Here is a 23,708-nt window from a genome sequence, read left to right on the forward strand (position 1 = left end):
CGTGGTAGCTCAATGGCGGAGCATTCGGCTGTTAACCGAAGGGTTGGAGGTTCGAGTCCTCTCCACGGAGCCATTTTCATTTTTTGAAAAATAAATAGCAATATTTAAAACAAAGAGGCAAGCGTCCCTTACCAGGTCGCTCATTTTTATTTTTTGAAAAGATAAATGTTATTTAAAAAGGTAAAGATCAGTTTTATAATAAACCATGAGATTCGTATCTCTTACTAGGTATCAATTTCTTTTTTAGAGAATCAATATAAAATTACTAATAAAGTCTCTAAGCTTTATAAAATAGCTTAGAGACTTTTATTTTGGATATAATTTAAGATAAAGACACATTTTATGTAAACATTTTCTTAATTGTGGCAAAATATATTGCATTATGATTTCTGATTATATATAATATGACTTAAAATATAATCAAACTATTCGGAATATTAAGTTTTATTAAAAGGAAAAAAATCATTTAAGTAGAATATATATAGTAAGGAATTGAAGTTAACGAATAAAATAATTTAAAGAAAGGGGATAATTAATAAATTTCTTTTAAGTAAAGGCAATTTAACAATAATAAATTAATTTACATTATAATTAGAAAGGCGGGAGTCTCATATGAAAGAGTACAAAACCAAAAACTTAAGAAATGTTGGTATAGTTGGACACAGCGGAGCTGGTAAAACTACATTGACAGAAGCTATACTATTTTATACAAAAGCAATAGATAGGGCTGGAAAAGTTGAAGAGGGTACCACAACATGTGACTACGATGCAGAAGAAAAAAGGAGAAAAATATCTGTAGCTACAGCAATTGCTCCTTGTGAATGGGAGAATGTAAAAGTTAATTTAGTTGATATGCCAGGTTATTTTGATTTTGTTGGTGAAATGATTGAGGGGCTAAGAGCTGTTGACATAGCTTTAATAGCCGTATGTGGAGCTTCGGGAATCCAAGTTGGAACAGAAAAAGCTTGGAATTATGTTAATAAGAATAAAATGCCTAGAGCGTTTTTTATAAATAAATTAGATAGAGAAAATAGTAATTTTGAAAAAGTATTAGGTGAGTTAAAGGAGAGGTTTGGAATATCAGTGGTTCCTATCCAATATCCGATAGGTGCAGAAGAGGGCTTTAAAGGAGTTATTAATGTAATATCTAGGAGAGCGAGAATATTTAATGAAAAGACTCATGTAATGGAAGAAGCTGAGATTCCTACTGAATTGATAGATAAGGTTGATGAATGTAAGAACATGATTATGGAAGCTGTGGCTGAAACAGACGAAGTTCTGCTAGATAAGTACTTTAGTGATGGATTGCTCAGTGATGAAGAAATATATAAAGGGCTTATAAGCGGATCTGCAAAGGGAGAAATATCACCAGTAATGTGTGGTTCAGCTCTTACTGGAATTGGTATTAACACTTTGATGGAAGACGTATTAGAATGTTTCCCTTCACCAGAAAATATGGATTTTAAAAAGGCAAGAGATATTAAGAATAATAAAGATTTAGATGTTAAAATAGATGAAAGTGGAAAATTCTCTGCTTTCGTTTTTAAAACAATTGCAGACCCATTTGTAGGAAAGCTTTCACTATTTAGGGTAATGACAGGAAAAGCTAAGGCTGATTCTACAGTATATAATTCAAATAAGGATAAACAAGAGAAAATAGGAACAATGTATTTTATAAGAGGTAAATCCCAGACTCCGACACAAGAAATTATTGCTGGAGATATTGGAGCAGTTGCAAAGCTGCAATTTACTGGAACAGGAGATACTTTATGTGAAATCTCAGCTCCTATAGCATTTGAAAATATTGATTTTCCAACTCCGTCAATGTCAATGGCAGTAATTCCAAAGGCAAAAGGAGACGAAGATAAGATTTCCTCAGGACTAACAAAACTTTTAGAGGAGGATCCAACCTTTAAAGTATCCAGAGACGTAGAAAATGCAGAGATGATAGTTTCTGGTGTAGGTGAGGCTCACTTAGATATAATTGCAAGTAAACTTAAAAATAAGTTTGGAGCCGATGTATTATTAGAGGTTCCAAAAATACCTTATAGAGAAACAATTAGAAAAATGGCTGATGTTCAAGGTAAGCATAAGAAGCAATCTGGAGGGCATGGTCAGTACGGTGATGTATGGATTAAATTTGAGCCTAGAAATGATGGAGAGGATGAATTACAATTTGTTGATCAAGTAGTAGGTGGGGTTGTACCAAGACAATATATTCCTGCAGTTGAAAAAGGACTTAGAGAATGTATAACTCATGGAGTATTAGCTGGCTATCCTGTTATAAGACTTAAGGCTACATTACACGATGGTTCCTTCCATCCAGTAGACTCTTCGGAAATGGCCTTTAAAATAGCTTCATCCTTAGCTTATAAAAAGGGTCTGCAGAGTGCAACACCAGTACTTCTTGAACCCATTATGCATGTAGAAATTATGGTTCCAGATGACTATATGGGAGATGTTATAGGAGACTTAAATAAGAAACGAGGAAAAGTACTTGGTATGGATCCAGAGGATGGTAATCAAAAGATCATTGCTGAAGTTCCTATGGCAGAAATGTTTAAATATGCAACTGATTTAAAATCAATAACTCAGGCAAGAGGAAACTTCCAAATGAAATTTGAACGTTATGAAGAAGTACCTGCTTTAGAAGCCGGAAAAATAATTGAGAACTCAAAGAGGATTAAAGTAGAAGAAGAATAAAAGAAGAAATACTCCCAACTAAAGGGAGTATTTCTTCTTTTAATAATTTTCAGATAAAACTTCAAAGTAGCTTTGCGGATGAGCGCAAGCAGGACAAGAAATTGGAGCTTCAATACCTTCATAAATATAACCACAGTTTATACACTTCCATAGAATCGAAGTTTCTTTTTTGAAAACTGTATTTTCTTTTATATTTGATAGGAGCTTTCTATACCTAGCTTCATGATGCTTTTCAACTTCTGCAATTTTTCTAAATGCCGCTGCTATTATTGGGAAACCCTCTTGTTCTGCAATATCAGCAAAATGTGGATAAAGAATTGACCATTCTTCATTTTCACCACTAGCTGCAGCCAATAAGTTTACCTTGGTATCTCCAAGTGCTACTGGGAAGCTGGCACTTATTTCAATGGTTTCTCCTGCAAGTCCACCCTCGTTTAAGAATTTAAAAAATCTTTTAGCGTGTTCTTTTTCATTGTCAGCTGTTTCGGTAAATAAGTTAGAAATTTGAATATAACCTTCTTTTTTAGCTACTGAAGAATAGAAGGTATAACGGTTTCTTGCCTGAGACTCACCAGCAAATGCCTTCATTAAGTTTTCAGCAGTTTGAGTACCCTTTAATGAATTCATGTAAATTCCTCCATTCCCAAATTTATTAATTTTATTTACATCCTAATTATAACAAAAAAATCAAATTTAGAAATGAATAAAATATGAATATTTTGACAAGTAAATACAGAAAATAAGCATATAATTTTAATTTTGCAAATTAAAAGGAGAGATAATATGTCAGAATATAGGTTAGAAGTTAATGGAGTTATAGGATTAAGTGATTACAGTAATATTAATGATTACATGGGGATTATAGGTGAGGATGATAAATTGACCATAACTATTGGAACTGGAGAAACACATAATGTTGATATAATTACTAATATTTTAAGCCGAAATGGATTCCAAGTAGCATTTAAAGGCGGTAATGATGATGGGAGGTACTACATAACTGCTTATAGACATGGAGAAAGCTTTAAATAACTTTAAAAATATTTATGATTTATTACAAAAACACAAGTTAAATATTTAATATGACTTGTGTTTTATTGTATAATAAATCTTAGAATTAATTTAAATGGAGGGTCGGGATGAATAGGGATTATGTAATTGGAATTGACTTAGGTGGCACAAAAATTAGTGGAGCTTTAGCGGATTTAAATGGGAAAGTTATAAGCCAATATACTATGTCTACTAAGGCCATTGAAGGTGAAGAAGCTGTCTTAAGCAGAATAATAGAAGTAATAGAAACTGTTATATCAAAAGCTAATAAAACAAATGATATGATTAGGACTATAGGTATTGGATCACCAGGTCCTTTAGACTCTAAAGAAGGAATCATAATAGTTACACCAAATCTGCCATTTAAAAATTTTCAATTAGTAAGGCCAATTATAGAGAAGTTTAATATACCAACTTATTTAGATAACGATGCAAATGTTGCTGCAATTGGAGAATACATGCTCGGTTCAGGTAGAGGTACTAGAAATATGATATATATTACCGTTAGTACTGGTGTTGGTGGTGGGGCAATTCTTAATGGTAAGATTTACAGAGGAAGTACTTCAAATGCACTAGAGATAGGACATACCACTATTCTTCCAAATGGGCCTAAATGTAACTGCGGTAATAATGGCTGTATAGAAGCTTTATCCTCTGGTACTGCTATTGCAAGACAAGCGAGAGAAGCTATAAGTAATGGAGTAGAAACTTCACTAAATAATTACGAAAATATATCTTCTTATGAGGTGTTTAAGGAAGCTAAAGCTGGAGATAAAATTGCTAAAGAAATATTGGAAAAGAGCTTTACATATTTAGGAATTGGGGTTGCAAATGTTATAACAAGCTTTGATCCGGATATGGTAGTTATAGGTGGGGGTGTCACAAAGGGAGGCAGTATATTATTTGATATTGTACAGAGAGAAGTAGATAAGAGATGCTTTAAGACCATGTCAGAGCATACAAGGATTGTTCCAGCTAAACTTGGAACAGATGCAGGTGTAATAGGTGCCGTTGCCCTTGCCTTGTTAGAAGGTAAAGAAATTTAATGTTAAGATGGTTTAATAGTATAATATAAGGCTTTATATAAGAAAATCGCTATTACTTTTAATAGTGATTTTTTTATTGCATAAATTTTTATACATTGAGTTAACATATTTATATATTTTTATTAAAAATATAATTAAACTTTAGCAAATTCAGAAAATAGACTAATAATTATAATAAATAAAAATGAATACGTTTAGATTTTGAGAAAAAATATGAAAATATGCGAAAAATGGCGTATCTTTGATTAAACTAGCGAAAAATGAATTAGATTTGTTAATTTATAAATATTCATTATTTAATATTCTGTAAATTTTATGTTACCATTAAAAGCGTATCAAAATAATTTTTTAAGGAGGTAAATTAAATGGCAGAGCATCAAGGATTATCTCACTCAGCTTATGGCGGTATAAAAGGAGAAGATTATGTTCCATATATACCAGCTAGTCAAGCTATGCCAGAATTAACATTTATATCAATTGTAATTGGCTGTATTTTAGCAGCACTATTTGCAGCTGCAAACACATATCTAGCACTCAAAGTAGGTATGACAATAGCTGCAGGAATACCAGCAGCAATCTTAGGTACTGGACTTTTAAAAATAATTCTTAAAAAAGCAATATTCTTGAAGCAAATTTAATTTCAGCTGTAGCAGCTATGGGAGAATCCCTTGCTGGAGGTATAGTTTTCACACTACCAGCTATTATTATTTGGGGTAAAGATTTAAGCTTCATGACTATAGTAGCTGTTACTATACTTGGTGGTGTATTAGGTATTTTCTTTGTTGTACCATTAAGAAAATATTTAGTTATGGAGGAACATGGTAAGCTTGCTTTCCCAGAAAGTATGGCAGCTGCAGAAGTACTTGTAACAAGTAATGCAGGTGGTGCAGGCTTTAAGACTGTACTAACAGGTATGCTTGCAGGTGGAGCCTACAATTTCCTATCTGGAGGACTATTATTATGGTCAACAGAACCAAACTGGAATATAGCATTAAAACAAAATGGTAAATCAATATTTGAAAGTTTCTTTGGCTTTGATGCTGTAGCATCACTAGCTGGAGTAGGTTTTATAGTAGGTATAGAAGCCTCACTATACATGTTTTCAGGTGCATTGGTAGCTACTTTTGGACTTGTCCCACTTATTAAATATGTTGGTGCAACTTCTACAGTGGCTTTATTCCCAGCAACAAAACCAATAGCAGAATTAGGTGCAGACGCAATTAGATCAAACTATGTGAAATATATAGGTGCTGGTGCAGTTGCTGCCGGCGGTTTCCTTAGCTTAGCTAAGTCGCTTCCTACAATAATTAAATCCTTCAAGGCAGCAATGTCAGGTATTGGAGGAAAAGGTGGCGAAGTTAAGAGAACTGATTTAGATGTCCCTATGACTTGGATAATAGGAGCTGCCGCTTTAGTGTTTTTCTTAGCTTGGTTACTTCCAATAATTCACGTAAGTGCAGTTGGGGCATTAATGGCTATAATATTTTCTTTCTTCTTTGCAGTTGTTTCTGCAAGAATATGTGGTATTATTGGAGCTTCAAACAATCCAGTATCAGGGATGACAATTGCAACCCTATTATTTATAACTTCCATTTTAAAAGCTACAGGTATGACTGGCGATGTTGGAATGGTTGCAGCACTGCTTGCTGGAGCTATAGTATGTGTAGCAACAGCAGTAGCAGGTGGAGCAGGCCAAGGTTTAAAGACTAGTTATATTATAGGTGGAACCCCTAAGAAAATAGAAATTGGAATGCTTCTTGGATTAGTAGTTGGCGCCTTAGCAGGTGGAGCTGTTATGCTTTTACTTATCCATACTTATGGTATAGGTGGAGCTAAAGGACTTCCAGCACCACAAGCGACACTTATGTCAATGCTTGTTCAAGGTGTAATGAATGCACAATTACCATGGGCCTTTGTTTTAGTTGGAGTAGCCTTTGGTGTTATGATTGAACTTATGGGACTTCCAGTATTAGCTGTAGCTCTAGGCATATATTTACCAATACATTTAAGTGGTGGTATATTATTTGGTGGTATCGTAAGAGCATTAATTGATAAGAAGTTTAAGAAGGATGAAAATTTACTTAAAGAAAAAACAGAAAAAGGTATATTGCTTTCTTCTGGACTAGTAGCAGGAGACGCTATAATGGGTATAGTTATAGCTATACTTGCTGCTCTAAAATTAGCAGATCCAGTTGGAATAGGTGCTAGAATGTTTACTGGTATTACTTCTAGTAACTGGACAGCTACAATAACTTATTTTGCTCTTGCTTATTGGATTTATAGATTTACTATTAAGTCAGATAAGAAAGCAGCATAGTTGGTGAATATTAAAAGGAGAGCTACTGCTCTCCTTTATTATTGTTATATATTTTTAAATTTGATATAATGAAATAAATATTTAACGGCATAATATGAGGTGTTTTATGGGAAAACAAAAAAACGATAAAGATGATAACTTCCTTTTATACATACCAAGAAAAAAGCATGATAACTGGGAAATAAGAAAAGGCAGAGTGTGGCTTATTTTTAATCATGATAAAACGGTTGAAAAATTTATGCGCTGGCTAGTTAAAAAGCCGACAACAAGCGATGTTGAATTAGATGCTATCGGCTCATCTGTCTGGAAGAATATAGACGGTAAGGCTACTGTTTATGATATAGGACAAAAGCTTCTATATGAATTTGGAGATAAGATGGAACCTGTTTATGATAGGCTTATAATGTATTTAAGACATTTAAATAAAAAGGGATGGATTTCCTTTACAAAAGAGAACCAAAGTGAGACAAAATAAAAATTTGTCTCTTTTTTTATGAAGTAAAAAAATAAAAATATTTAAATATAAAATATTATATTATGATGTTTACTGTAAAATGGAACTGTGATATTATGGTATTGGCACAATATTCTAAATATTTAAAGGGGGAAAATTTATGTCAGAAAAAAAAGGACTTTCTCAAACAGCCTTTGGAGGCATAAAAGGTGAGGACTATGTACCTTATGTGTCAGTAAAAGAGGCATTGCCTGAATTGACAACGATTTCAATAATCGTTGGCTGCTTATTTGCAATGATCTTCGGTGCAGCTAATACCTATTTAGGATTAAAGGTAGGTATGACTGTAGCAGCAGGAATTCCAGCAGCAGTACTTGCAACAGCAGTATTTAAAAGTGCGGCACAAAATCGTATACTTGAAGCTAATATGATTCAATCCATGGCAGCTATGGGAGAATCACTAGCAGGGGGACTTATATTTATTATACCAGCAATTATTTTACTTAATCAGCAATTGACCTTAACAACAATAATCATTGTAGCACTTCTTGGAGGTTTATTAGGTGTTATTTTTGTAGTTCCACTAAGAAAGTACTTAATGGTTGAAGAACATGGAAGGTTAATATATCCAGAAGCAATGGCTGCTTCAGAAGTACTAGTTAATGGAAGTACTGGTGGAGCAGGTCTTAAAGTAATGATGAATGGCCTTTTAATAGGAGGTTTATTTAAACTTTTATCTGGAGGCTTTAAACTATGGAATGAAGATCCAGAATGGGCCATAAAGGCAAAGGGTATTGGTTACGAAACAAGCTTTGGGATAAGTGCCTATGCTTCCTTAGTTGGTGTTGGCTATATTGTAGGAATAGAAATAGCTTCCTATATGTTTGCAGGTGCTATAGTTTCCTGGTTTGCTTTAATACCACTTATAAAATATATAGGAGCAGGGCTTCCTGCAGCTCTTTTCCCATCAGCAGAGATTATAACTAAAATGGCACCTGCAGCTATAGCTAAAAACTACGTTAAATATATCGGTGCCGGTGCTGTTGCTGCAGGCGGATTAATTAGTATAATTAAAGCTATGCCAACAATTGTTAAGTCTTTTAAATCAGCTATGTCTGGTATGTCAGGTAAAGCAGGGCAAAAGAGAACAGATATGGATATACCTATGACCTGGGTAATTGCTGGTGCTATTTTAGTATTTGTACTTGCATGGATTATTCCAACCTTTAATGGAAATATACTTTGGTCATTAATTGTTGTTATTTGTGCTTTTTTCTTCTCAGTTGTATCTGCAAGATTAGTAGGACTTATTGGTACTTCTAATAACCCAATCTCCGGTATGACTATAGCTTCATTACTTGTTATTACAGGTATCTTAAAGGCTACAAATCATGTTGGAAATGGAGGAATGATTGCAGCTATAATAGGTGGTACAGTAGTATGTGTTGCAGCTGCTGTAGCAGGAGGAAGTGCTCAAAGCTTAAAGACAACCTATGTTATGGGCGGAACTCCAAAGAGACTAGAAATTGGAATGTATATAGCTGTAGCACTTTCATCAGCAGTAATAGGTGCAGTTATTCTAATGCTTAACTCAGCTTATGGAATAGGAGGAGATACAATAGCAGCACCACAAGCAAACATGATGGCAATGATTGTAAATGGTATTATGGATGCTAAATTACCTTGGATATTTGTAATAATAGGCTTAACTCTGGGCGTAATGTGTGAGTTTATGAAAATTCCAGTACTTCCATTTGCACTTGGATTATATTTACCAATTGGCTTAAGTGCAGGAGTGCTTGTTGGTGGAATATTAAGATGGCTTATAGACTCTAAATTCAAAAAGGATAATGAGGTTCTTAAGGAGCAAACAGAAAAGGGAACTTTACTTGCTTCAGGTCTAATAGCGGGAGAGGCGATCATGGGTATACTAATAGCACTCCTTGCTGTGCTTCAGATAGATGGGAAGGTTGGATTTGGGACTAAGATAGTACCAGCTATAACTGGAAGCCCGTGGTTATCAGCAATAATGCTTTTAGTTCTTTGTATTTGGTTCTATAATTCAACAGCAAAAGTAGATAATAAAAAGTCTACAGGCGCTAAAGCAAATATAAAAGCATAATAATAAAAATGACAGCCAAAGTTAATTCTTGGCTGTCATTTCTATTTAGGAGATGTAATGAAGAAATTTATTTCAATTACTATTATAATATGTATAATAGTTAGCTCATTACTTATTATAATTAATAAGCTTAATGTTGACATAAAATATTATTTAGATTTAGTAATTCAGCATGTTCAGCATGTTAAATCAATTAAAGTACCTGAGGAATACTCAAAGTTAGATAATAATAAAAACGGTATTCCTGACTGCCTTGATATAGTAGCATCAGCAAGAAAGGAAGCAGTTAACAAAACTAAATACGTGGATGCCTATTACCAGGGGGGATATCCTCCTGATGGTGAAGGGGTTTGTACAGATGTTATTTGGAGAGGTTTTAAAGGTATGGGTGTAGATTTAAAATCAGCTATAGATAAAGACATTAAAAATAATTTATCTGCTTATCCTAGAGTAGAAAACATGCCAGATCCTAACATTGATTTTAGAAGAGTAAAGAATATGGATATATTTTTTAAGAGAAATGCCATAAGTGCTACAAAAGATATTAAGCCTTTTGATATTGAAAATTTAAAGCAGTGGCAGCCTGGAGATATAGTAGTGATAATGCAGCCCTTTGAACATATAGCCATAGTTTCTGATAAAAGAGGAAGTGATGGGGTACCATATGTAATACATAATACAAATCCTAACGCAAAGGAAAGTGCAAGCTTAACTTATTGGGCACCATATATATACGGTCATTATAGGTGGAAATATTAAATTACCTAGTGCATAAAATAGCTAATAGTGTAATAATATAACTAGAATATGACGTAATAGGAGGTAAATATGAAGGCAGAAATTTTAGCAGTTGGAACTGAAATATTACTTGGTGATATTGTAAATACTAATGCACATTATTTATCACAAAGATTAGCTGACCTAGGGATTTCAGTTTATTACCAAACAGTGGTTGGTGATAATGAGGAAAGACTTCTTAAGGCTTACGATCTTGCTTTTAAGAGGGCAGACTTAGTTATAGCTACAGGAGGACTTGGGCCAACAAAGGATGACTTAACTAAAGAAATTGGAGCAAGGTATTTTGGCAAAGGCATGTATTTACATAAAGAGTCCTATAACTATTTAAAGGAGCTCTTTGACAAACTTAATAGGCCAATAAGTGAAGGTAACAAAAAGCAGGCTATTATGCCAGAAGGAGCATTAATTCTCCCAAATCCTAATGGCACAGCACCAGGCTGCATTATAGAAGAAAAGAGTAAAGTACTTGTAATGCTTCCAGGACCTCCAAAGGAAATGACGCCAATGTTTGAGGCTTCTGTAGTGCCTTATTTAGCAAAATTTTCTGATGGTGTAATTGTATCAAAAGTACTTAGGGTTGTAGGCCTTGGTGAAAGTGCCATGGCTGAAAAGGTTCTAGACTTAATTGAAAGTCAAACTAATCCTACAGTAGCACCTTACGCTAAAGATAATGAGTCTATTCTTAGAATTACAGCAAAGGGTAAGTCACCTAAGGAAGCAGATGCCTTAATTATTCCTATTGAAAAAGAAATTAGAAAAAGAATAGGTGAGGATATTTATGCAGAGGGGGAAGCTAACATTTCTGAGGTAGTAGGTGAGATGTTGGTTAGAAATAACCTTACTATAGGAACCGCTGAATCTTGTACTGGTGGACTGCTTTCTGGAGCTTTAATAAATTATCCTGGAATATCTTCTGTGTTTTTAGAAGGTGCTGTTACCTATAGCAATGAAGCAAAGATGAAGAGGTTAGGTGTAAAGGCAGAAACACTTGAAAGTTTTGGAGCAGTCAGTGAGGAAACTGCAAGAGAGATGGCAGAAGGTATAGCAACAGCAGCAGGTACAGATATAGGAATTTCAGTTACAGGAATAGCAGGACCTGAAGGTGGCACAATAGAAAAACCTGTGGGTTTGGTTTATATAGGTCTATATTTTAAAGGAAAAGTTAAAGTTAAGAAACTAAATAGTAATGGGGATAGGCAGAAGGTAAGAAATAGAACGGTTACTGCTGCTTTAGATTTATTAAGGAGAGAAATTTTAAATTATATAAAGAATAATGAAAAATATGGGGGATAAGTATGGGTAAGAAAAATACAATTAAGTTCATATTAAATTATTTATTCGCATTGTTAATCGGTAACCTATTAGTGTTTATGGTGGACAAGGTTGGCGTAAAATTTGGAATGCCGCCAATGTCAATTGGAAAGTATATATTTGTAAATTCAGTAGCAATTGTAATAGGAATTTTTATAACACTTGCTACAAACAAAACACAGGATAAAGTAGTAAAATAGTAAATGGGATGAAATACGTTTGTATTTCATCCCTTAAGTTTGTTTATATATTAGCAGAAGTCATCAGGTCTTCTTCTCCTAGTGTTGATGTTAATAATGTTAACATTTCGTCTATTATTTGTGAATAAAAATGGCAAAAGTAAAAATGGTGCAAGACCCAAAAATGAATTACCGATGCCCAATGTGTTATCGAAACCACCTCTGTGATGCGACATATACAATCCCTCCTTAAATTCTAATGACCTACTTAACAATTATTAATCGATAAGCTCTTTTATTTCTTTTATTTTGCTTGTCTATTTTCCATATATAGTATTCTGTTATTTTAATAACTGTGAATAAGATTAGGGCGTTCATAAAATATTTAAATTTGAATTTTATGGAAGTCGGTTGACAGCACGTTAAAATTTCTATATACTTTGATTATCAAAATAAATGGTTTGATAATCAAAGTATTTGACAATCAAAAAATAGGAGAGAATAATATGAAATTACCTCATTTGAAGATAGGTGAGCTAATAGCTGAACTTCCAATAATACAAGGGGGAATGGGAATCGGTGTTTCTCGTTCGCGTCTTGCATCAGCTGTAGCTAATCAAGGCGGAATTGGTATTATATCTGGAGTTCAGATTGGTTTTCTTGAAGAAGATTTTGAAACAAATAATAAAGAAGCTAATTTAAGGGCTCTTAGAAATGAAATAAGAAAAGCGAGGGAATTAAGCCCATTAGGAATAATAGGGCTTAATCTTATGGTCGCTATGAATAATTATAAAGAAATGGCAAAAGCTGCAATTGAAGAAGGAATTGACATTATAATTTCAGGGGCAGGACTTCCTACCGAACTCCCGAAACTTGTTAAGAACTCAAAGACAAAAGCAGCTCCCATAGTATCTTCAGCTAAAGCTGCCATGGTAATAACAAAGCTTTGGGATCATAAGTATTCATATATTCCAGACCTCATAGTTGTTGAAGGCCCAGAAGCGGGTGGCCATTTAGGATTCTCACTAGAAGAATTAAAGGAAGAAAATAAACCTAAATTATTAGATATAGTAAAAGAAGTTATCAATGTTTTAAAGCCTTATGAGGAAAAGTACAAAAAAGACATTCCAGTAGTAGCAGGTGGCGGAATCTACAGCGGAGAAGATATTGCTATGGCAATTAATGCTGGTGCTGCAGGGGTACAAATGGCTACTAGGTTTGTAGCTACAGAAGAATGTGATGCTGATATTAAATATAAAATGGCTTATATAAATTCAAGGAAGGAAGATTTAAGAATTGTAAAAAGCCCAGTTGGCATGCCAGGCAGGGCAATAACAAATTCCTTTTTGAAAAGATTAGAAAAAGGGAACATGCCAGTAAAAAAATGCTACGATTGTTTAAAGCCCTGTGAGCCTTCAAATACACCTTATTGTATTTCAAAGGCACTTTTAGAGGCTGTTAAAGGTAATGTTGAAGATGGGTTAATTTTTACAGGAAGTAATGCCTATAAGCTTGATAAAATTGTTACTGTAAAGGAGCTTATGGAAGAGCTCAAAGAGGAAGCAGAAAAGTCCTTTATTTAATTTGAGAGGAGTAGTTATTTAGTAATATGAGTAAAACCATTAATCTTGTAAATGAGATTCTAGTTGATATATTCAATGACATTTTGACCATTGAACAAAATGCCTTAAACGAAGGTGAATTTAAAGACTTATCCATTACTGAAATACATACCATAGAGGCTATAAGTATGTATGAGGCAAGAAGTATGTCGGAGGTAGCCGCAGATCTTAGAATTACTGTTGGAACCCTTACAACTGCCATAAATAATTTGGTGAAAAAAGGATATGTTGAAAGAAAGAGAATTGAAGAAGATAGAAGAGTTGTATTAATCAAACTTACAAAAAGAGGTAAACTAGCTTATAGAATTCATGAGAAGTTTCATAAGGATATGGTTAAAGAAACCATAGAAGGCTTAGGAGAAGATGAAGAAAAAGTTTTGGTAATTGCTTTAGAGAAGCTTAACAGCTTTTTTAAGTCAAAATATAATTTAGCTGATAGATAGGAAGGAGAAGGATAATGAAGGAGATAAAAATAATTGGAACTGGGAGATGCACACCAGAAAGAATTATGACTAACGATGATTTATCTAAAATGGTAGATACAAATGATGAATGGATTAGTTCTAGAACTGGTATTAAAGAAAGAAGGATATCAGAAGGAGAGAACACCTCTGATTTGGCAGCTAAGGCAGCATTAATAGCATTAGAAAAGGCTAAAATAAAGGTAGAGGATATAGACTTAATTATACTTGCTACATCAACACCAGATGCATTAACACCTGCAACTGCAGTTTATGTACAAAATAAAATAGGAGCTTATAATGCAGCCTGTTTTGATATTTCAGCAGCCTGTTCAGGTTTTGTTTATGCCTTAAATGTTGCATCACAATTTATAAAAACAGGGCAAAGTAAAGCTGCCATAGTTATTGGTGCTGATGTACTTTCAAAGGTTACTGATTGGACTGATAGAAATACCTGTGTATTATTTGGCGATGGCGCTGGTGCTGTGGTCCTTACTCCAAGTGAGGAAAAAGGTATAGGATCCTTGTTCTTTGGTACAGATGGAAGAAAAACTGAATACTTAGGCATTAGCTGTGTTCCAGTTAAAAATCCCTATGTAAAGCCAGAAAAAGTTGAGAATATAAAATTAACTATGGATGGTAAAGAGGTATTTAGATTTGCTACAGGCGTAGTGGTAGAAGCTATTAATAAAGTACTTAAGGATAGTGGTTTAAGCCTTGATGACATTAAGTATATTGTACCTCATCAAGCTAATTACAGAATTATCGATTACGTTGCAAGGAAGTTAAATGTTCATGAAGATAAATTTTACTTAAATTTACAAAGGTATGGGAACACCTCAGCAGCAAGTATTCCAATAGCACTTGATGAAATGGATGATAGCAAGCTATTAAATAAGGGCGATAAAATTATTTTAGTAGCCTTTGGTGCAGGCTTCACCTGGTCAGCAGCATTAGTTGAATGGAATTATTAATTTATATAAAAAAATAGGAGGAATTATAAATGATATTTGATGAAATTAAAAAGGTAATAACATCTCAATTAGGAATTGAGGAGGATGAAGTTAAATTAGAAACAAGTTTTGAAGATTTGGGTGTAGATTCTCTAGACTTGTTCCAAATAATAATTGAACTTGAAGAAAAATTTAATATACAAATAGAAGATGCAGAAAGTATAAAGACAGTTCAAGATGCAGTTAAGTATGTTGAAGAGAGAACAGAAAAGTAGATTTTAAATTAGTCTACTGAATGAAGAATGAAACAACCTCATTCTTCATTTTTAATTAAAGCTTGGGAGGATGAATATGTTTAAATCTGTATTATGTGACATGATAGGAATAAAGTATCCAATATTTCAAGGTGGTATGGCTTGGGTTGCAGACAGTTCACTAGCTGCAGCAGTGTCAAATGCTGGAGGCTTAGGTCTTATAGCTGGTGCTAACGCCCCTGTTGAATTCGTTAGAGAACAAATTAGAAAAACAAAGGAATTAACTGATAAACCATTTGGTGTAAACATTATGCTCATGAGCGATAATGCTGATGAATTAGCAAAAATGGTATGTGAAGAGGGAGTAAAGGTAGTTACTACTGGAGCAGGAAACCCAGGAAAGTATATAGAAATGTGGAAGGAACATGGTATTATAGTAATTCCAGTAGTACCTTCTGTAGCTCTTGCAAAAAGAATGGAGAGAACAGGAGCAGATGCAGTAGTAGCTGAAGGCTGTGAGTCTGGCGGTCATGTTGGAGAATTAACTACTATGGCTTTAGTACCTCAAGTAGTAGATGCACTAAAAATTCCAGTAATAGCTGCAGGCGGAATTGGCGATGGAAGAGGCGTTGCAGCAGCTTTCATGCTTGGAGCACAGGGAGTTCAAGTAGGAACTAGATTCTTAGTTGCAAATGAATGTACAGTTCATGAAAATTATAAGCAAAAAGTTTTAGCAGCAGGAGATATAGATACAGTTGTAACAGGAAGAGCTACCGGGCATCCTGTTAGAGTTTTAAGGAATAAGTTAGTAAGACAGTTCCAGCTTTTAGAGAAAAAGGGAGGAACTCCAGAGGAATATGAGGAGCTTGGACGTGGGGCTTTACCTAAAGCAGTAAGAGACGGTGATGTTGAATTTGGATCAGTAATGGCTGGGCAGATTGCAGGTTTAATTAATAAAAGGCAAAGCTGCAAGGAAATTATTGAAGAAATGTTTACAGAAGCAGATTTAGTAATAAAAAGGTTTGAATAAGGAGCGTAAGGGTATATGGGTAAGATTGCATTTGTATTTGCAGGTCAAGGTGCTCAGTATGCGGGTATGGGAAAAGACCTTGCTATGAATATAAGTTCATCTAAAAATATATTTGAAGAAGCTGACAAGGCTTTAGGCTTTGAAATAAGCAAGCTCTGTTTTGAGGGATCAAAAGAAGAGCTGGATAAAACAGAAAATACTCAGCCTGCAATTTTAACTACAAGTATAGCGGCATTAAAGGCTTTAGAAGAGCATGGCATAAAACCAGATATTACAGCAGGACTTAGCCTAGGGGAATATTCAGCTTTAGTCTGCAGTGGAGTTATTAACTTTTCTGATGCAGTAAAGCTAGTTAAAAAAAGAGGCCGATTTATGCAGGAGGCAGTACCAGAAGGCATAGGAAGCATGGCTGCTGTTTTGGGACTTGGTGCTAATGAAGTAAGAGAAATCTGCTTACAGGCTAGTAGCAATGGAACAGTGGAACCAGCAAATTTCAATTGTCCAGGTCAAATAGTTATGGGCGGAGAAATAGAGGCTGTTAAGGCAGCTTCTGAAATGGCTAAGGAAAAAGGAGCAAAGGTAATACCTCTTTCAGTAAGTGCCCCATTTCATACCTCAATGCTTAAAAGTGCTTCTGAAAAACTTAATGAAGAGCTAAAAGCTATAGAGCTTGGCGAAATAGGAGTTCCAGTAATTACAAATGTAACTGCTGATTATATTAGCAATAAAAATGAAATAAAGGACTTTCTGAGAAGACAGGTTATGAGCTCAGTTTTATGGGAGGATACCATAAGAAGAATGCTGGAAGACGGAGTAGACACCTTTGTAGAAATTGGACCTGGAAAAGTATTAAGCGGTTTTATAAAGAAGATAGACAGGAAAGTAACAACAATTAATATAGAAGATACGAAGACACTTGAAAAGGCGTTAGAAATATTAAATAGTCAGGAGAGATAAGCTTATGCTAACTGGAAAGGTTGCTGTAGTAACTGGAGCAGGAAGAGGAATAGGTAAGGCAATTGCACTTAGGCTTGCAGCTGAAGGAGCAAGCATAGTGGTAAATTATAGAAGCAGTGAAAAGGAAGCAAAGGACTTAGTTACAGAAATAAGAGAAAAGGGCGGCTCAGCAGAATGTGTTCAAGGTGATGTAAGCATTCTTCCGGATGCAGAAAGAGTTATAAAATTTGCCGCAGAGAAATTTGGAAGATTAGATATACTTGTAAATAATGCAGGTATTACTAGAGATACTCTACTTCTTAGAATGAAAGAAGAGGATTTTGATAAGGTACTTCAGGTTAATTTAAAAGGAGTATTTAACTGCACAAAGTATGCTAGTGCCATTATGCTTAAGCAGAAAAGTGGTAGAATAATAAATATATCATCTGTTGTAGGGCTTATAGGAAACGCAGGTCAAGCAAATTACGCAGCTGCTAAGGCTGGTATTATTGGATTTACAAAGTCCATAGCAAAGGAAATAGGAGCTAGAGGCATCACTGTTAATGCCATAGCACCTGGCTTTATTACTACTGACATGACAGAGGTTCTTTCTGATAAGGTAAAGGAAAAGTTAATTGAAAGCATTCCACTTAAAAAACTTGGCAGTCCAGAAGATATAGCAAATTGTACAGCATTCTTGGTATCGGATAATGCAAGCTATATAACCGGACAGGTAATAAATGTTGATGGCGGAATGGTAATGTAAAAAGGAAGGTGAGAAAATGAAAAATAGAGTTGTAGTTACAGGAATGGGAGCTATTACTCCTGTAGGAAATGATGTAGAAAGCTTCTGGAACAATATAAAACAAGGTAAATGCGGAGTTGATTATATTACTTATTTTAATACAGATGCATTTAAAGTAAAAATAGCTGCAGAAGTTAAGGATTTTAAACCAGAAGAATATATGGATAGAAAAGAAGCTAAGAGAATGGATAGATACTGTCAATATGCATTGGCAGCAGCTAAAGAGGCAATTGAAGATTCTGGCCTTGATATGGAAAATATGAATAAAGAAAGACTTGGTGTACTTATCGGTTCTGGTATAGGTGGTCTTGCAACTATTGAAAAAGAGGTAAGAACACTAGTAGAAAAAGGACCTAATAGAGTTTCTCCACTTTTTATTCCTATGGCAATAGGAAACATGGCTGCAGGAAATGTGGCTATAAAATATGGAGCTAAAGGTGTGTGTACCTCTGTGGTAACAGCTTGTGCTACAGGAACAAATGCAATTGGAGATGCCATGAGAATGCTTCAGTGTGGTATGGCAGATGTTATTATAGCTGGTGGTACAGAGGCGTCTGTAACTCAAATTGGTCTTGCAGGTTTTACAAATCTAACTGCGCTTAGTAACAGTAATGATCCAAAAGCAGCTTCTACTCCATTTGATGCAAACAGAAGTGGTTTTGTTATGGGAGAAGGAGCAGGAATATTAATATTAGAAACTCTTGAAAATGCAGAAAATAGAGGAGCAAAGATATATGCAGAGGTGGTAGGCTATGGTACTACTTGTGATGCCTATCATATGACTGCACCTGCACCAGATGGTGAAGGCGGTGCTAGAGCTATGAAGATAGCAATGGAAGATGCAGGAATAAAACCTGAAGAAGTTTCATATATTAATGCTCATGGAACCAGTACTCCATTAAATGATAAATTTGAAACTATGGCTATTAAGGCTGTTCTAGGAGAGCAGGCTTATAAGGTTCCAGTAAGTTCAACAAAGTCTATGACAGGCCATGCACTTGGTGCAGCTGGCGCAATGGAAGGAATTATTTGTATTAAGGCAATGAAGGATGGTTTCATACCACCTACAATTGGTTATAATACACCAGATCCAGACTGTGATTTAGATTATGTTCCAAACAAAGGAAGAAAAGCTGAACTTGAATATACTATGTCCAATTCTTTAGGTTTTGGTGGACATAATGCAACAATAATATTTAAGAAGTTTTAGTATATAAGAGCTTAGGAATTAGTAATACAGAATAAGGAATACAGGATGCATAACAATTAATTATTATTATGCATCCTTTAGGAATACCAGGAGGCAGAACAATTAATAATTGTTCTGCGCAGGATAAGGAAACAGGAGGGTATTATGGATTATAAAGCTATCCAAGAACTAATAAAAGCAGTTAATGATTCAAACTTAACAGCAGTAGAAATTGAATCAGATGGAGTTAAAATAAAGCTTGAAAAAAGACAAGAATTTATTACAATGGAAAGAATTCCTCAGGTTATAAAAACCATACCTCAAGAAGAGCAAATTTCTGCAATTAAGGAAACACCTAAAATTCAAGAAGCAGTTAAGGCGGAGCCGGCAAAAAAAGAAGGAATATTAGTAACTTCACCAATAGTTGGAACCTTTTATACATCTCCAAGCCCTGATTCAGAAAGCTTTGTTACTGTTGGTTCAAAGATAAAAAAAGGGCAGGTACTTTGTATTATTGAAGCTATGAAACTTATGAACGAAATAGAAAGTGAAGTAGATGGCGAAATAATTGAAGTATTAGCTGAGAAGGAACAAATGGTTGAGTACGGTGAGCCGCTATTTCGAATTTTGGAGGCAAGGTAAATGATTGGCATTAAAGAAATTCAAGAAATACTTCCTCATAGATACCCATTTTTATTAATAGATAAAATAGAATCTATTGAGCCAGGAGTTAAGGTTATAGGTTATAAGAATGTAACTATAAATGAGCCATTCTTTCAAGGACATTTTCCTGGAGAACCTGTAATGCCAGGAGTTTTAATAATAGAAGCACTTGCTCAAGCAGGTGCTGTAGCTATGCTTAGCCTTGATGAATTTAAAGGGAAAATTGGTTACTTTACAGGTATAGATAAAGCAAAATTCAGAAAGATGGTACATCCTGGAGACACATTAAAGCTTGAGGTTGAAATAATCAAAAGAAGGGGACCTATAGGAATTGGAAAGGCAGTAGCTTATGTAGAAGATAAAAAAGCTGCAGAGGCTGAACTTTCTTTTATTATACAATAGTAATTCTTAAGAAGATTAAAGCCCATGGCTTTAAGGTCAGCTAATAGATTAGTAATCTAGTTAGCCTCATTATTGTCTTGACCTACAATGTAAGGAGAAGAATTATGTTTAAAAAAATACTTATTGCAAATAGAGGAGAAATAGCAGTCAGAATAATTCGTGCCTGTAGAGAAATGGGCATTGAAACTGTTGCGGTTTACTCAGAGGCTGATAGAGATGCCCTTCATACTGAAATGGCAGATGAGGCAGTCTGTATTGGGCCAGCAAAGGCAAGAGATAGTTACTTAAATATGCAGAATATAATAAGTGCAACAGTGCTTTCTGGCGCAGAAGCAATACATCCAGGTTTTGGATTTTTATCAGAGAACAGTGAATTTGCCGGAATGTGCAGAGAATGTAACATAACCTTTATAGGACCAGACCCAGAAAGTATAAGTAAAATGGGAAATAAGTCTCGGGCTAGAGAAATAATGCAGGAAGCTAATGTTCCTGTTGTACCAGGATCTAATGGAGCTGTTGACTCTATTGAAGAAGGTATAACATTAGCTACAGAAATAGGTTATCCTGTACTAATTAAAGCATCTGCCGGCGGCGGAGGAAGAGGGATAAGAATAGTAAGAAACAAGGATGAATTTACTAAGGCTTTTGAAACTGCCAAAACAGAAGCAAAGGCTGCCTTTGGCGATGATACTATGTATGTTGAGAAGTTTGTTGAAAATCCAAGACATACAGAATTTCAAATTTTAGCAGATAATTATGGAAATACAATATATCTAGGAGAAAGAGACTGTTCCATTCAAAGAAGAAACCAAAAGGTACTTGAAGAAGCACCGTCTCCGATTATGAATGAAGCTTTAAGAAAAGAAATGGGAGAGGCTGCAGTAAAAGCTGCCAAGGCTGTAGGCTATAAAAATGCCGGTACCATTGAATTTCTTCTAGATAAAAACGGAAAGTATTATTTTATGGAAATGAATACTCGTATTCAGGTAGAACATCCAATAACTGAAATGGTGACAGGTGTTGACCTTATTAAGGAGCAAATTAAAATTGCTGCTGGTGAAAAGCTTGAATTAAGGCAAGAGGATATAAAAATAAATGGTCATGCTATAGAATGTAGAATAAATGCAGAAAATCCTGAAGCCGGCTTTAGACCTTCACCTGGTAAAATTCAGAGAATGCATATTCCCGGGGGACTTGGGGTAAGACTTGATAGTGCAGCTTATCAGGGTTATGTAATACCTCCAACCTATGATTCTATGATCGGGAAGCTTATTGTCCATGGAAAAACTCGTGAAGAGGCAATTAATAGAATGAAGAGAGCACTTGGGGAGTTTGTTATAGAAGGAATAGATACAAATATAGATTTTCAATTTACCATTTTAAATAACGAAGTATTTGCTAGTGGAGATTTTGACACAAGCTTCATTACAAAGGTACTGGGTATAAATATTTAATTTTAAACTGGAAGCTGGTGAAACCGGATGTTTAATGGACTTTTTAAGAAAACTAAATATATTACAGTAAGTCAAACTCCTGTAAATCCTTCAAATAAAGCAGAAAAGAGTATTCCTAAAGAAGAGGAACAAAAGCCTAATATTCCCAATGGTCTATGGGTAAAGTGTGAATGCTGTGGCAAGGCCATTTACAAAAAAGATTTAGAAAAGCACCTCTTAATTTGCCCAAACTGCTGTACTCATTTTAGAATGTCTGCTTTAGATAGAATAAATTCTATATTAGATGAAGAAACATTTGAAGAACTTAATGCTAATATAAGCACTAAGAATCCTTTAGACTTTCCTGGCTACGAAAGTAAGCTTAAGAAATCTATGGAGATTGCTAACATTAGTGAAGCTGTAGTTACAGGTAAAGGCAAAATTAATGGTGAGGATGTAGTGTTAGGTGTTATGGACAGCAGCTTTATGATGGGAAGCATGGGATCTGTAGTAGGTGAAAAACTTACTAGAGCAATAGAAACAGCTACTCTTGAAAGAAAGCCTGTAGTAATATTTACTGCATCTGGTGGAGCCAGAATGCAGGAAGGAATATATTCTCTAATGCAGATGGCAAAAGTAAGTGCGGCAGTAGCAAAGCATAGTGAGGCAGGACTACTATATATTACAGTTATCACAGATCCAACCACAGGTGGTGTAACTGCAAGTTTTGCAATGCTTGGCGATATAATTATAGCGGAGCCTGGGGCTCTAATTGGCTTTGCAGGAAAGCGAGTTATAGAGCAGACAATAAAACAGAGCTTACCAGAGGGCTTTCAAACTTCAGAATTCTTATTAGAGCATGGGTTTATAGATGCTGTAGTTTCTAGAGATAAGCTTAAAGATACCTTAGGACAAATCTTGAGCTTACACTCTTTAGAAAATTAAGGTGGTGATTTAATGGCTGTGTTGGAATTTGAAAAGAAGATTGAAGAACTTTCAAATAAAATAGAAGAATTAAAGAGTTTTTCAAAGGCACAGGATGTGGATTTATCAAGTGAAGTAGAAAAGATGGAGGCTAAGCTTTTAAAGATGAAGGATGAGATTTATAATAATCTTACTCCTTGGGAAAAATTAAGTTTAGCAAAGCTCATAGAAAGACCTACGGCTCTTGATTATATAGAAAAAATATTTACTGATTTTGTTGAGCTACATGGAGACAGAAGCTTTAGAGATGATGCTTCCATTGTTGGCGGTATAGGAAGGCTCGACGGAAGACCTGTAACAATTATAGGCCAGCAAAAGGGAAGAAATACAAAAGAAAATATAGTGAGAAATTTTGGGATGCCACATCCAGAGGGCTATAGAAAAGCCTTAAGGCTAATGAGACAGGCTGAAAAATTTAATAGACCTGTTATATGTTTTGTAGATACTCCAGGGGCCTTTTGCGGAGTGGGTGCAGAAGAGAGAGGACAAGGTGAAGCCATTGCTAGAAATCTTATGGAAATGGCTAATTTAAGGGTACCAATTATCTCTATTTTTATTGGTGAAGGCGGCAGCGGCGGTGCATTGGCCTTGGCTGTAGCTGATGAGATTTGGATGCAGGAGAATTCAGTTTATTCGATTCTTTCCCCAGAGGGCTTTGCAAGCATTCTATGGAAGGATAGCAGCCGTGCTAAGGAAGCTGCTGGAGTTATGAAAATAACTGCAGAAGATTTAAAGGAGTTCGGAATAATAGAAAAAGTTATTAAAGAACCTTTAGGTGGAGCACATAAAAATCCTGAAGAAGCTGCAGAAAATATAAAGAAGGTGCTGCTTACTACTATACCTATGCTTTGCTCACTTTCAAAAGAAGAGTTATTAAAAAATAGATATAATAGATTTAGAGGCTTTGGAGAATTCACTGAAGGGGCTGTTGCACAACTAACTAAATAGTTAGCTGCGCAGCAGCTCCCTTTTTGCTTAGAAAGTTAAAATGCGGTG

General features: G+C 34.9%; 23 protein-coding genes and 1 pseudogene. 22 read left to right on the forward strand and 2 right to left on the reverse strand.

What is annotated here, in order from left to right; genetic code table 11:
• Positions 1–612: 612 nt before the first annotated feature.
• Positions 613–2,703 carry an elongation factor G gene (gene fusA, locus ACJDUG_RS16895; RefSeq protein ID WP_406771041.1) on the forward strand — a complete coding sequence of 697 codons (2,091 nt, stop codon included), beginning with the start codon at positions 613–615 and terminating at the stop codon, positions 2,701–2,703.
• A 39-nt stretch (positions 2,704–2,742) separates the two neighbouring features.
• Here fusA and rbr read toward each other — a convergent pair whose 3' ends face one another.
• The gene (rbr, locus tag ACJDUG_RS16900; protein WP_406771042.1) at positions 2,743–3,330 is read right to left on the reverse strand and encodes a rubrerythrin; all 588 of its coding nucleotides are present in this window, start codon (positions 3,328–3,330) and stop codon (positions 2,743–2,745) included.
• A gap of 156 nt (positions 3,331–3,486) precedes the next feature.
• On the opposite strand from rbr, the gene ACJDUG_RS16905 reads away from it, so the two are divergent.
• The 8 genes and pseudogenes from ACJDUG_RS16905 (at position 3,487) to ACJDUG_RS16940 (ending at position 12,001) form a co-directional block, all read left to right on the forward strand.
• Positions 3,487–3,735 carry a hypothetical protein gene (locus ACJDUG_RS16905; RefSeq protein ID WP_406771043.1) on the forward strand — a complete coding sequence of 83 codons (249 nt, stop codon included), beginning with the start codon at positions 3,487–3,489 and terminating at the stop codon, positions 3,733–3,735.
• 107 nt (positions 3,736–3,842) lie between these two features.
• Complete coding sequence (locus tag ACJDUG_RS16910; protein ID WP_406771044.1) at positions 3,843–4,799, forward strand: ROK family protein; 957 nt, start codon at positions 3,843–3,845, stop codon at positions 4,797–4,799.
• A gap of 365 nt (positions 4,800–5,164) precedes the next feature.
• Positions 5,165–7,116, forward strand: a pseudogene (locus ACJDUG_RS16915) (OPT family oligopeptide transporter).
• Positions 7,117–7,222: 106 nt separating this feature from the next.
• Positions 7,223–7,591 (forward strand): PqqD family protein, encoded by a 369-nt coding sequence (locus tag ACJDUG_RS16920; protein WP_406771045.1) that lies wholly within the window; start codon positions 7,223–7,225, stop codon positions 7,589–7,591.
• A gap of 139 nt (positions 7,592–7,730) precedes the next feature.
• Positions 7,731–9,692, forward strand: coding sequence for an OPT family oligopeptide transporter (locus ACJDUG_RS16925; protein WP_406771046.1), 1,962 nt, complete (start codon positions 7,731–7,733; stop codon positions 9,690–9,692).
• A 57-nt stretch (positions 9,693–9,749) separates the two neighbouring features.
• Complete coding sequence (locus ACJDUG_RS16930; RefSeq protein ID WP_406771047.1) at positions 9,750–10,451, forward strand: DUF1287 domain-containing protein; 702 nt, start codon at positions 9,750–9,752, stop codon at positions 10,449–10,451.
• 69 nt (positions 10,452–10,520) lie between these two features.
• Entirely contained in the window at positions 10,521–11,783 is a 1,263-nt protein-coding gene (locus tag ACJDUG_RS16935; RefSeq protein ID WP_406771048.1) for a competence/damage-inducible protein A, read from the forward strand.
• Positions 11,784–11,785: 2 nt separating this feature from the next.
• A complete protein-coding gene (locus ACJDUG_RS16940) occupies positions 11,786–12,001 on the forward strand; it encodes a hypothetical protein (protein WP_406771049.1) in 216 nt (71 codons plus the stop codon).
• Positions 12,002–12,051: 50 nt separating this feature from the next.
• On the opposite strand, the gene ACJDUG_RS16945 is transcribed toward ACJDUG_RS16940, so the two are convergent.
• On the reverse strand, positions 12,052–12,216 hold the full coding sequence (locus ACJDUG_RS16945) for a hypothetical protein (protein ID WP_406771050.1): 165 nt from the start codon (positions 12,214–12,216) through the stop codon (positions 12,052–12,054).
• 270 nt (positions 12,217–12,486) lie between these two features.
• Here ACJDUG_RS16945 and ACJDUG_RS16950 point away from each other — a divergent pair, with 270 nt between their 5' ends.
• The 13 genes from ACJDUG_RS16950 (at position 12,487) to ACJDUG_RS17010 (ending at position 23,660) form a co-directional block, all read left to right on the forward strand.
• Complete coding sequence (locus ACJDUG_RS16950) at positions 12,487–13,563, forward strand: NAD(P)H-dependent flavin oxidoreductase (RefSeq protein ID WP_406771051.1); 1,077 nt, start codon at positions 12,487–12,489, stop codon at positions 13,561–13,563.
• 26 nt (positions 13,564–13,589) lie between these two features.
• On the forward strand, positions 13,590–14,045 hold the full coding sequence (locus ACJDUG_RS16955; protein WP_406771052.1) for a MarR family winged helix-turn-helix transcriptional regulator: 456 nt from the start codon (positions 13,590–13,592) through the stop codon (positions 14,043–14,045).
• A gap of 14 nt (positions 14,046–14,059) precedes the next feature.
• The gene (locus ACJDUG_RS16960) at positions 14,060–15,037 is read left to right on the forward strand and encodes a beta-ketoacyl-ACP synthase III (protein ID WP_406771053.1); all 978 of its coding nucleotides are present in this window, start codon (positions 14,060–14,062) and stop codon (positions 15,035–15,037) included.
• A 29-nt stretch (positions 15,038–15,066) separates the two neighbouring features.
• Positions 15,067–15,291, forward strand: a complete 225-nt coding sequence (gene acpP, locus ACJDUG_RS16965) for an acyl carrier protein (protein ID WP_406771054.1) — start codon at positions 15,067–15,069, stop codon at positions 15,289–15,291.
• Between the two features lie 76 nt (positions 15,292–15,367).
• Positions 15,368–16,300 carry an enoyl-[acyl-carrier-protein] reductase FabK gene (gene fabK, locus ACJDUG_RS16970; protein WP_406771055.1) on the forward strand — a complete coding sequence of 311 codons (933 nt, stop codon included), beginning with the start codon at positions 15,368–15,370 and terminating at the stop codon, positions 16,298–16,300.
• A gap of 15 nt (positions 16,301–16,315) precedes the next feature.
• Entirely contained in the window at positions 16,316–17,257 is a 942-nt protein-coding gene (fabD, locus tag ACJDUG_RS16975) for an ACP S-malonyltransferase (RefSeq protein ID WP_406771056.1), read from the forward strand.
• Between the two features lie 4 nt (positions 17,258–17,261).
• Positions 17,262–18,002 (forward strand): 3-oxoacyl-[acyl-carrier-protein] reductase, encoded by a 741-nt coding sequence (gene fabG / locus ACJDUG_RS16980; protein ID WP_406771057.1) that lies wholly within the window; start codon positions 17,262–17,264, stop codon positions 18,000–18,002.
• Between the two features lie 16 nt (positions 18,003–18,018).
• On the forward strand, positions 18,019–19,251 hold the full coding sequence (gene fabF, locus ACJDUG_RS16985; RefSeq protein ID WP_406771058.1) for a beta-ketoacyl-ACP synthase II: 1,233 nt from the start codon (positions 18,019–18,021) through the stop codon (positions 19,249–19,251).
• Between the two features lie 144 nt (positions 19,252–19,395).
• Positions 19,396–19,872: an acetyl-CoA carboxylase biotin carboxyl carrier protein gene (accB, locus tag ACJDUG_RS16990; RefSeq protein ID WP_406771059.1), complete on the forward strand. Its 477-nt coding sequence runs from the start codon at positions 19,396–19,398 to the stop codon at positions 19,870–19,872.
• On the forward strand, positions 19,873–20,295 hold the full coding sequence (gene fabZ, locus ACJDUG_RS16995) for a 3-hydroxyacyl-ACP dehydratase FabZ (protein WP_406771060.1): 423 nt from the start codon (positions 19,873–19,875) through the stop codon (positions 20,293–20,295).
• A gap of 104 nt (positions 20,296–20,399) precedes the next feature.
• The gene (locus tag ACJDUG_RS17000; RefSeq protein ID WP_406771061.1) at positions 20,400–21,749 is read left to right on the forward strand and encodes an acetyl-CoA carboxylase biotin carboxylase subunit; all 1,350 of its coding nucleotides are present in this window, start codon (positions 20,400–20,402) and stop codon (positions 21,747–21,749) included.
• A 27-nt stretch (positions 21,750–21,776) separates the two neighbouring features.
• Complete coding sequence (gene accD, locus ACJDUG_RS17005) at positions 21,777–22,673, forward strand: acetyl-CoA carboxylase, carboxyltransferase subunit beta (RefSeq protein ID WP_406771062.1); 897 nt, start codon at positions 21,777–21,779, stop codon at positions 22,671–22,673.
• 18 nt (positions 22,674–22,691) lie between these two features.
• The gene (locus ACJDUG_RS17010; protein ID WP_406771063.1) at positions 22,692–23,660 is read left to right on the forward strand and encodes an acetyl-CoA carboxylase carboxyltransferase subunit alpha; all 969 of its coding nucleotides are present in this window, start codon (positions 22,692–22,694) and stop codon (positions 23,658–23,660) included.
• Positions 23,661–23,708 lie beyond the last annotated feature (48 nt).

The sequence above is a fragment of the Candidatus Clostridium stratigraminis genome, from assembly GCF_045310675.1.
Taxonomy (GTDB): domain Bacteria; phylum Bacillota; class Clostridia; order Clostridiales; family Clostridiaceae; genus Clostridium_AT; species Clostridium_AT stratigraminis.